This window comes from Aestuariivirga sp. (genome assembly GCF_046294715.1).
Classification (GTDB): Bacteria; Pseudomonadota; Alphaproteobacteria; order Rhizobiales; family Aestuariivirgaceae; genus Aestuariivirga.
Genome location: NZ_JBKBKI010000011.1, coordinates 98,792 through 108,442, shown reverse-complemented (window position 1 = coordinate 108,442; position 9,651 = coordinate 98,792). Strand labels below are relative to the sequence as shown.

Genomic DNA, 9,651 nt, shown 5'->3' with positions numbered 1-9,651 from the left:
TCCCGCACGCATCCCGAATTCATGGCCCGCCTGTTCGGCCAGGAAGTGCCCGAGATCTACGACGGCGTGGTCGAGGTGGTGGCGGTGGCCCGCGACCCCGGCAGCCGTGCCAAGATCGCGGTCCGCTCCAAGGACGGCTCGATCGACCCGGTCGGCGCCTGTGTGGGCATGCGCGGCAGCCGCGTCCAGGCCGTGGTGAACGAGCTCCAGGGCGAGAAGATCGACATCATCCAGTGGACGCCGGACGTCGCCTCCTTCGTCGTCAACGCGCTCGCTCCGGCGGAAGTGACCAAGGTGGTGCTCGACGAGGAGTCCGAGCGGATCGAGGTGGTGGTGCCGGACGAGCAGCTCTCGCTCGCCATCGGCCGGCGCGGCCAGAACGTCCGGCTCGCCTCCCAGCTCACCGGCTGGGACATCGACATCATGACCGAGACCGAGGAATCCGAGCGCCGCCAGAAGGAATTCGCCGCGCGCACCGAGCTTTTCGTCAATGCGCTCGACGTCGACGAGACGCTGGCACAGCTCCTGGCCTCGGAAGGCTTCGCCAATGTCGAGGAGGTGGCCTATGTCGACCTCCGCGAGATCGCCTCGATCGAGGGCCTGGACGAGCAGACGGCGGAAGAATTGCAGAACCGGGCGCGCGAATATCTCGACCGTCAGGCCGCGGAACTCGATGCCCGCCGCGTCGAGCTTGGCGTGCAGGACGAGCTGAAGGAGATCGAGGGCCTCTCGCCCGCCATGCTGGTGGCGCTGGGCGAGGCGGGGATCAAGACGGTGGAGGATCTCGCCGGCTGCGCCACCGACGAGCTCATCGGCTGGACCGAGCGCAAGGCGGGCGGTGCGGTGAAGCACAAGGGCGCCTTCTCCGACCTCGAGGTCGGGTCGGACGAGGCCAATGACCTGATCCTCAAGGCCCGCATCAAGGCGGGCTGGATCGAGGCCCCGGTCGAGCCCGAGGCGGAATCCGAGGAAGGCGAGGTGAGCGCCTGATCGAATCGCCCCGAGGCCCTGAGGACGAGGCGGATCAGCCCTTGTCCGACCGCATGTGCATTCTCACCCGGAAGGTGAAGGAGGAGGCGGATCTCATCCGCTTCGTCCGGAGCCCGGAGGGCCTCGTGGTGCCCGACCTGGCGCGCAAGCTGCCGGGGCGCGGGGTGTGGGTGAGCCTCGATCGCGCGGCGCTGGCCGAGGCGATGCGAAAGCGGCTGTTTTCGCGCGGCTTTCAGGCGGAGACCACAATCCCGCCCGATCTGCCCGATATGGTGGCGAAATTGCTCCGCCAGAACGCGCTCTCGCTCCTCTCGCTCGCCAGGAAGGCGGGCGAGGCCGTCTCGGGCTTCACCAAGGTTGAGGAGATGCTGGGCCGGGGACGGGCAAAATTGCTGTTCCATGGAACGGATGCCGCGCCCGACGGTTGCCGGAAACTGGACAGGCTGGCGGAGCCCGGCGTCGAGAGGATCGTTCTTTTCGATCGCCAAGAATTGGATTTGGCTTTTGGCCGGGCAAATGTGGTACATGCTGCCGTGGCCAAGGGAGGGCTTGCCGAAAAGCTCTCCGCAGCGGTGCGCCGGATCGAGACGTTTGAGGGCCTTGGCGGGCCTTCCGAGGACCTGAAGAGAGAAGATGACTGACAGCAACGACAAAGACCGCAAGCCCGAAGGCAACCGCCCGGGTGGCGGGACATTGACCCTCAAACGGCCGGCGATCGAGCAGAGCAAGGTGAGGCAGAGCTTTGGCGCGGGCCGCTCGAAGACGGTGGTCGTCGAGACCAAGCGCAAGCGCTTCGGCGACGACAAGCCGGGTGCGCCCGAAGCCAAGCCCGCCTTCCAGCCGCAGCCGCGCGTCACCCCCTCGCCGCCGTCCAACACCCAGACGCCGCAGGCGCCGAAGCCGCAGGCCACCCAGCGCTCGGGCGTCGTGCTGCGCACCTTGACGCCGGAGGAGAAGGAAGCGCGTGACCGCGCGCTGGCCGGCGCCCGCGTGCGCGAGGCCGAGGACCGCAAGCGCCAGGAGGAGGAGGCCCGCCGCCGCGCCGAGCAGGATGAGCGCGAGCGCATCGAGCGCGAAGCCGCCGCAAAGCGCAAGGCCGAGGAAGAGGCCCGCCACCGCTCCGAGGAGGAGGGCCGCCGCAAGGCCGAGGAGGCCGCCAAGAAGCTCAGCCCCCGCGGCACCCAGCCCGGCGTCGTCACGCCCGCCACCGCGCCGGTGAAGCCGCTCACCGGCAAGGCCCTGCCGACGACCGCCAAGCGCGCCGCCGAGGAGGAAGACGAGGCGCCGCGCCGCGTCGGCCCCGGCACCATCAAGCGCGAGGTCAAGGCTCCCGTCCCGACCCGCCCCGCGAAGGGCGAGGCGGACAAGCGCCGCGGCCGCCTGTCGGTCGTCAACGCCATGAACGAGGACGACGAGCGCGCCCGCTCCGTCGCCGCCTTCCGCCGCCGCACCGAGCGGCTGAAAAAGCAGTCGCAGGGCTTCCAGCTCCCCACCGAGAAGGTGAGCCGCGAAGTGGTGATCCCCGAGGCGATCACCATCCAGGAACTCGCCAACCGCATGGCCGAGCGCGCCGTGGACATCATCAAGTTCCTGATGAAGCAGGGCGAGATGCACACGATCAACGACGTGATCGATGCCGACACCGCCCAGCTCATCGCCGAGGAGATGGGCCACAAGGTCAAGCGCGTGTCGGAAGCCGACGTCGTGGAAGGCCTCTCGGGCGAGGAGGACTCGGCCGAGCAGCTGAAGGCGCGCCCGCCGGTCGTCACCATCATGGGCCACGTCGACCACGGCAAGACCTCGCTGCTCGACGCTTTGCGCAAGACCAACGTTGTCTCGGGCGAAGCCGGCGGCATCACCCAGCACATCGGCGCCTACCAGGTCGAGACCACCAACGGCGTCGTCACCTTCATCGACACGCCCGGCCACGAGGCCTTCACCTCGATGCGCGCGCGCGGCGCCAAGGCGACCGACATCGTCGTGCTCGTGGTCGCCGCCGATGACGGCGTCATGCCGCAGACGGTCGAGGCCATCAACCACGCCCGTGCGGCCGACGTGCCGATCATCGTGGCCATCAACAAGATCGACAAGCCGGCCGCCAACCCGACGCGCGTCAGGAACGAGCTCCTGAAGTACGAGATCGTGGTGGAGAGCATGGGCGGCGACACGCTCGAGGTGGAGGTGTCCGCACTCAAGGGCACGAACCTCGACAAGCTGCTCGACGTGATCCTGCTGCAGGCCGAGCTGCTCGACCTCAAGGCCAACCCGGACCGCGAGGCGGGCGGCATGGTCGTCGAAGCCCAGCTCGACAAGGGCCGCGGGCCCGTGGCCACGGTGCTGGTGCAGCGCGGCACGCTGAAGCTCGGCGACATCTTCGTCGCCGGCTCCGCCTGGGGCCGCGTGCGCGCCCTCGTCGACGACAAGGGCCAGCAGGTGAAGGAGGCTCTGCCTTCGACGCCGGTCGAGGTGCTGGGCCTCAATTCCGCACCCGAAGCGGGCGACCAGTTCGACGTGGTGCCGAACGAGGCCCGCGCCCGCGAGGTGACGGAGTACCGCGAGAGGAAGCGCCGCGAGACGCGCGGTGCGGCCGCCGCACGCTCCTCGCTCGAGCAGATGATGTCGGCGATGAAGGAGGGCACGGCGACCGAGTTCCCGATCCTCGTCAAGGCCGACGTGCAGGGCTCGGCGGAAGCCATCGTGCAGGCGCTCGAGAAGATCGGCAACGCCGAGATCAAGGCGCGCGTCATCCACTACGCGGTGGGCGGCATCAACGAGTCCGACATCGGCCTCGCCGAAGCATCGAAGGCGGTGGTGCTGGGCTTCAACGTCCGCGCCTCGGCCCAGGCGCGCGACGCGGCGGAGCGGGCGGGGATCGAGATCCGCTACTACAACATCATCTATGACCTGGTCGACGACATCAAGCAGGCCATGGCTGGCAAGCTCGCGCCGGAACTGCGCGAGACCTTCCTCGGCAATGCGCGGATCCTCGAGGTGTTCAACATCACCAAGGTCGGCAAGGTGGCGGGCTGCCAGGTCACCGAGGGCACCGTGCAGCGCGGCGCCAAGGTGCGCCTCATCCGCGACAACGTGGTGATCCACGAGGGCACGCTCTCGACGCTGAAGCGCTTCAAGGACGAGGTGAAGGAAGTGCCGGTGGGCCAGGAGTGCGGCATGGCCTTCGAGAACTACCAGGACATCCGCGCCGGCGACATCATCGAGTGCTTCCGGGTGGAGAAGGTCCAGCGCACGCTGGACTGACGAGTCGAGATGAGCAAAGGCAGCGCCCCTTCCCAACGCCAGCTCCGCGCCGGCGAGCTGATCCGCCATGCGCTGGCGGACATCTTCCTGCGCGGCGAATCGGGCGATCCCGAGCTCGAGCGGCTGAACCCGACCGTGGTCGAGGTGCAGATCTCGCCCGACCTCAAGATCGCCACCGCCTTCGTCAGGACCCTCGTGCCCGGCAAGGAGCAGGCGCTGCTCGAGGCGCTGAACCGCAACCGGCGCTACATTCGCGGGCTCGTCGCGCCGAAGCTGGACATGAAGTTCACCCCCGAGATCCGCTACCGGGTGGACACCGCGCTGGATTACGCCAACAAGATCGACCAGCTCCTGAGGAGCCCGGAAGTGGCGCGGGATCTCAAGAAGGAAGAATAGTTTCCCTTTTCCCGTTGCGAAGCGATGGGAGAAGGTGCCCGGAGAGCGGATGAGGGCCTGTTTCAGCAGGTCTTGCCGCACGAAAGAGCCCCCATCCGGCCTGCCGGCCGCCTTCTCCCATCCTGCCGATGGGAGAAGGGACATGCATGGAAAGATCATGCCCAAGAAGCAGCGCATCCCCGTTCACGGCTGGGTCATCCTCGACAAGCCACTCGGCATGAGTTCAACCCAGGCCGTCGGCAAGGTGCGATTTCTGTTCAATGCCGAGAAGGCGGGCCATGGCGGCACGCTCGATCCGCTGGCTTCGGGCCTTCTCCCCATCGCGCTTGGCGAGGCGACCAAGACCGTTTCCTATGCGATGGATGGACGGAAAATCTACCGCTTCACCGCGCGCTGGGGCGAGGAGCGCCAGACGGACGACCTCGAAGGCGAGGTGACGGCGCGCTCTGACCGGCGGCCCACGCGACAGGACATCGAGGCGATACTGCCGCGCTTCACCGGCGAAATCCTGCAGGCGCCGCCAGCCTTTTCGGCAATCAGGGTGGCGGGCGAGCGCGCCTATGACCTGGCGCGGGCAGGGGTGGCGGTGGACCTCGCCGAGAGGCCCGTCGCCATCGAGGCGCTGCGCCTGGTGGAGATCCCCGACGCCGATCACGCGACCTTCGAGGTGACGTGCGGGAAGGGCACCTACATCCGCTCGCTCGCCCGCGACATGGGCAGGGCGCTCGGCACGGTTGCCCATGTCTCCATGCTGCGCCGGGTGGCGGTGGGGCCGTTTACCGAAGCCCACATGATTTCACTGGAAAACCTTACGGAACTCAGCCATAAGGCCCCCGGCGGCAACGCCGAAACTGGGGCCTTGCTCCCGATCGAGACCGTGCTGGACGGCATCCCGGCACTGGCCATAGACGGGGAAAAGGCCCGACGCCTGAGACTAGGACAGCCCGTCCTTCTCAGAGGCGCGAATGCTCCCATCGCGGAAGAAGCGGTTCTGGTGACGAGCGGGGGAAAGCCCGTCGGCATCGGCCAGGTCAGCGAGGGAATGCTCAAGCCGAAGCGTTTGTTCAACCTGTAAACCATTTGGAGATGACCGAATGACCATGACTGCCGAGCGCAAGAGCGCTCTCGTGAAGGAATTCGCCACGAAGCCCGGTGACACCGGCTCGCCCGAAGTCCAGGTTGCGATCCTGACGGAACGCATCAACTATCTCACCGAACACTTCAAGGCCCACAAGAAGGACAATCACTCCCGACGTGGGCTCCTGACGATGGTGAGCAAGCGCCGTTCGCTTCTCGACTACCTGAAGCGGATCGACGATCAGCGTTACCAGACGCTCATCAAGCGCCTCGAAATCCGCCGCTAAGCGGGTTCCGGGAACAGGTACGAGCGGGCGGATCACCGAGTAGCCGCCCGCGTCCCCACCTTCAGAGTCCGGCAATGGGGCCGGACTCGCGAGAGGCCCAAGGGGGATGCCGTCCACAGTGGTGGTGCACGTTTTTCAAGCGGCGGCGAAGGGCACAAAGGAAAACCAGATGTTCAATATCGACGTCGAAGAAATCCAGTGGGGCGGGCAGACGCTGCGCCTCGAGACCGGCCGCATGGCCCGCCAGGCCGATGGCGCCGTTCTGGCCTCGCTCGGCGAGACCACCGTTCTGGCCACTGCCGTTGCCGAGCGTTCGGCGAAGCCGGGGATCGACTTCTTCCCCCTGACCGTCAACTACCAGGAAAAGACCTATGCCGCCGGCAAGATCCCCGGCGGCTATTTCAAGCGCGAAGGGCGCCCGACGGAGCGCGAAACGCTCATCTCGCGCCTCGTCGACCGGCCGATCCGCCCGCTCTTCGTCGAGGGCTTCCGCAACGAGACGCAGGTCATCGCCACCGTTCTCTCCTATGACCTCGAAAACGACACCGACATCCTCGCCATGGTGGCCTCTTCCGCCGCGCTCACCCTCTCGGGCATTCCCTTCATGGGCCCGATCGGTGCCGCGCGCGTTGGCTACATCAACGGCGAATACGTGCTGAACCCGACGATCGAGCAGCAGAAGCTCTCCTCCCTCGACCTCGTCGTCGCCGGCACGCAGGACGCGGTGCTGATGGTGGAGTCGGAGGCCAAGGAGCTCTCCGAGGAAATCATGCTCGGTGCCGTCATGTTCGGCCACCGCGGCTTCCAGCCGGTGATCGAGGCGATCATCCGCATGGCCGAGCGCTCTGCCCGCAGCCCGCGTGACTTCACGCCGCCGGACGACGAGGCGCTCTACGGCCAGGTGAAGGCCATCGCCGAGGCGGACGTGCGTGCCGCCTATGCCATCGTCAAGAAGGAAGACCGCCGCGAGGCCGTCGCCAAGGCGAAGGAAAAGGTCATGGCCGCGCTCACCGGCGAGGACAAGCCCGACGCCCCGCCCGCCAACAAGCTGGCCGAGGTGTTCAAGCACCTCGAGAAGGACGTGGTGAGGAACAACATCCTCGACACCGGGCTCCGCATCGACGGCCGCGACACCCGCACCGTGCGCCAGATCGTGGCGGAAGCGAGCGTGCTGCCGCGCACCCACGGCTCGGCGCTCTTCACCCGCGGCGAGACGCAGGCCCTTGTGGTGACGACGCTGGGCACCGGCGAGGACGAGCAGTACATCGACTCGCTCGACGGCACGACCAAGGGCACCTTCATGCTGCACTACAATTTCCCGCCCTTCTCGGTCGGTGAAACGGGCCGCATGGGCGCCACGGGCCGCCGCGAGATCGGCCATGGCAAGCTAGCCTGGCGCGCCATCCACCCGCTGCTTCCCGCGCAGGACCAGTTCCCCTACACGATCCGCGTCGTCTCGGAGATCACCGAGTCGAACGGCTCCTCCTCCATGGCCACGGTCTGCGGCTCCTCGCTCTCCCTCATGGATGCGGGCGTGCCTTTGAAGGCGCCGTGCGCCGGCATCGCCATGGGCCTCATCAAGGAAGGCGAGCGCTTCGCGGTGCTCTCCGACATCCTCGGCGACGAGGATCACTTGGGCGACATGGACTTCAAGGTGGCCGGCACGGCGGAAGGCATCACCTCGCTGCAGATGGACATCAAGATCACCGGCATCACCGAGGAGATCATGAAGGTGGCCCTGTGGCAGGCCAAGGACGGGCGCCTGCACATCCTCGACAGGATGGCGGAAGCCCTGACAGGCGCCCGCGCCTCGCTCGGCGAGCACGCGCCGCGTATCGAGACCATGAAGATCCCGACCGACAAGATCCGCGAAGTGATCGGCACCGGCGGCAAGGTCATCCGCGAAATCGTGGAGAAGACCGGCGCCAAGATCGACATCCAGGACGACGGCACGGTGAAGGTGGCCTCCTCCTCCGGCCCGTCGATCGAGGCGGCCGTGAAGTGGATCAAGTCCATCGTCTCCGAGCCTGAGGTGGGCGAGATCTATGACGGCAAGGTCGTCAAGGTCGTCGACTTCGGCGCCTTCGTGAATTTCTTCGTTTCGTTTGCCGTCTTTGTGCACGTTTCGGAACTCGCGCCGCGGCGCGTGGCCAAGGTGAGCGACGTCGTCAACGAGGGAGACGCGGTGAAGGTGAAGCTCCTCGGCTTCGACAACCGCGGCAAGGTGCGCCTCTCGATGAAGCAGGTGGACCAGACGACGGGCGAGGACATCTCGCGGAAGCAGCAGGCTGAGGGCCAGTCCGAGGAAGGATCGCCCCAGGGCGAATGATCCTCCGCCTACGGAAGATCTTGCGAGGCGCGGGGAACGTTCCCCGCGCCTTTTCTGTGACCGGCATCACAGCCGCGGGCGCGCTCGCGGCCTAGTCCCTCCCTTTCTTTGACAGGGAGAACGACATGAAGACCAGCTTTCGCGCGGCTCTCGCACTCGGAATCGCCATGGCCGCGGCGGCGCATGCGCATGCCGCGGAGGTCTCTGCGGAACGCGGCGCGCAGGTGGCGATCACCGGCGGCTGCCACGACTGCCACACGGCGGGATATCTCGAGACGGGCGGCAAGCTCGATCCCGCGGCGGCGCTGAAGGGCACGAGCCTCGGCTGGCAGGGCCCGTGGGGCACCACCTATCCCGCCAATCTCCGCCTGATGGCAAAGGAACGGGGCAGCGAGGACGCCTTCGTGCAGTATGCGAAGACCTTCAAGGCGCGTCCGCCCATGCCCTACTTCAACGTCCATGCCATGGACGAGGGCGATCTCCGCTCGCTCTACCAGTATCTCGTGTCCCTCGGAGAGCCGGGGGATGCGCCGCCGGAGTTCGTGCCTCCCGGGCAGGAGCCGAAGACGCCCTACATCGTGGTCGCCCCGCCGGTCATGCCGAAGGGCTGAGAAAATTGTGGGAAGGGTGAGGGCGCCGCCCTCACCCGCCCGCTCACTTGCTCGGCAGCATCACCGCGTCGATCACGTGGATGATGCCGTTGTCGGTCATGATGTCGGCCTTGATAACCGCGGCGTTGTCCACGCTGACGCCGCCCGCACCCTTGGTGATGGCGAGCGTGCGGTCGGGCCTGGCCTTCAGCGTGCGCACATGGAAGGGGCCGGCCATCATCTGGTTCGAGGCGAGCTTCCGGGGCACCACGTGATAGGTGAGGATCGCCACGAGCTGGTCCTTGTTCTCGGGCTTCAGCAGGTTCTCCACCGTGCCGGCGGGGAGCTTGGCGAAGGCTTCGTCGGTCGGTGCGAAGACCGTGATGTTCTCAGTCGTCGCCAGCGCATCGGCGAGTCCCGCTGCCTGCGCAGCGGCCAGCAGGGTGTTGAAGCTGCCGGCCTCCTTCGCCGTGTCCACGATGTTGGCGGCGGAGGCGGTGGCGGAGGCGAGGCCGAGCGCCAGCGCTGCCGCAAGGATTGACTTGTGCATGAAGCAGTCTCCAGGAATGTTGAAACGTGATGCGGAGCGCCCTCGCCGTCTTTCCCGCCTCGTGCAATCCGCTGCAATCGGAAACGAAAGCTTTCCCATCGTGGATCGGAGAACCGGCCGTGCCGGTTCGTCACGATTTCGTGACGGCTCGTCCCTGGCGTGATTGCCATGTGA

9 protein-coding genes are annotated in these 9,651 nt (G+C 66.9%); 8 read left to right on the top strand and 1 reads right to left on the bottom strand.

Features of this window, described 5'->3' with window-relative positions:
- From ACK4HL_RS10020 to ACK4HL_RS09985, 8 genes are all read left to right on the top strand, one after another.
- Positions 1-990, top strand: a 990-nt coding sequence (locus tag ACK4HL_RS10020) for a transcription termination/antitermination protein NusA (protein ID WP_409759505.1), incomplete at its 5' end; no start/stop codon positions are given.
- The gene (locus ACK4HL_RS10015) at positions 930-1,631 is read left to right on the top strand and encodes an RNA-binding protein (RefSeq protein WP_409759511.1); all 702 of its coding nucleotides are present in this window, start codon (positions 930-932) and stop codon (positions 1,629-1,631) included. The genes ACK4HL_RS10020 and ACK4HL_RS10015, both read left to right, overlap by 61 nt.
- Positions 1,624-4,248 (top strand): translation initiation factor IF-2, encoded by a 2,625-nt coding sequence (gene infB / locus ACK4HL_RS10010; RefSeq protein ID WP_409759502.1) that lies wholly within the window; start codon positions 1,624-1,626, stop codon positions 4,246-4,248. The genes ACK4HL_RS10015 and infB overlap by 8 nt, the downstream gene beginning before the upstream one ends.
- A 9-nt stretch (positions 4,249-4,257) precedes the next feature.
- Complete coding sequence (gene rbfA / locus ACK4HL_RS10005) at positions 4,258-4,644, top strand: 30S ribosome-binding factor RbfA (protein ID WP_409759499.1); 387 nt, start codon at positions 4,258-4,260, stop codon at positions 4,642-4,644.
- Between the two features lie 142 nt (positions 4,645-4,786).
- The gene (truB, locus tag ACK4HL_RS10000) at positions 4,787-5,719 is read left to right on the top strand and encodes a tRNA pseudouridine(55) synthase TruB (RefSeq protein ID WP_409759496.1); all 933 of its coding nucleotides are present in this window, start codon (positions 4,787-4,789) and stop codon (positions 5,717-5,719) included.
- 19 nt (positions 5,720-5,738) lie between these two features.
- The gene (rpsO, locus tag ACK4HL_RS09995) at positions 5,739-6,008 is read left to right on the top strand and encodes a 30S ribosomal protein S15 (RefSeq protein ID WP_409759493.1); all 270 of its coding nucleotides are present in this window, start codon (positions 5,739-5,741) and stop codon (positions 6,006-6,008) included.
- A gap of 169 nt (positions 6,009-6,177) precedes the next feature.
- Positions 6,178-8,337, top strand: a complete 2,160-nt coding sequence (pnp, locus tag ACK4HL_RS09990; RefSeq protein WP_409759490.1) for a polyribonucleotide nucleotidyltransferase — start codon at positions 6,178-6,180, stop codon at positions 8,335-8,337.
- 125 nt (positions 8,338-8,462) lie between these two features.
- Positions 8,463-8,948, top strand: coding sequence for a c-type cytochrome (locus tag ACK4HL_RS09985; protein ID WP_409759487.1), 486 nt, complete (start codon positions 8,463-8,465; stop codon positions 8,946-8,948).
- A gap of 43 nt (positions 8,949-8,991) precedes the next feature.
- On the opposite strand, the gene ACK4HL_RS09980 is transcribed toward ACK4HL_RS09985, so the two are convergent.
- On the bottom strand, positions 8,992-9,477 hold the full coding sequence (locus tag ACK4HL_RS09980) for a fasciclin domain-containing protein (protein ID WP_409759483.1): 486 nt from the start codon (positions 9,475-9,477) through the stop codon (positions 8,992-8,994).
- Positions 9,478-9,651: the final 174 nt, after the last annotated feature.

Excerpts from the sequence above, each read along its gene's own strand:
- ACK4HL_RS09985 (WP_409759487.1), top strand. The coding sequence starts at position 8,463 with ATGAAGACCAGCTTTCGCGCGGCTCTCGCACTCGGAATCGCCATGGCC.
- truB (WP_409759496.1), top strand. The coding sequence starts at position 4,787 with ATGCATGGAAAGATCATGCCCAAGAAGCAGCGCATCCCCGTTCACGGC.
- ACK4HL_RS09980 (WP_409759483.1), bottom strand. The coding sequence starts at position 9,477 with ATGCACAAGTCAATCCTTGCGGCAGCGCTGGCGCTCGGCCTCGCCTCC.
- rbfA (WP_409759499.1), top strand. The coding sequence starts at position 4,258 with ATGAGCAAAGGCAGCGCCCCTTCCCAACGCCAGCTCCGCGCCGGCGAG.
- pnp (WP_409759490.1), top strand. The coding sequence starts at position 6,178 with ATGTTCAATATCGACGTCGAAGAAATCCAGTGGGGCGGGCAGACGCTG.
- rpsO (WP_409759493.1), top strand. The coding sequence starts at position 5,739 with ATGACCATGACTGCCGAGCGCAAGAGCGCTCTCGTGAAGGAATTCGCC.
- infB (WP_409759502.1), top strand. The coding sequence starts at position 1,624 with ATGACTGACAGCAACGACAAAGACCGCAAGCCCGAAGGCAACCGCCCG.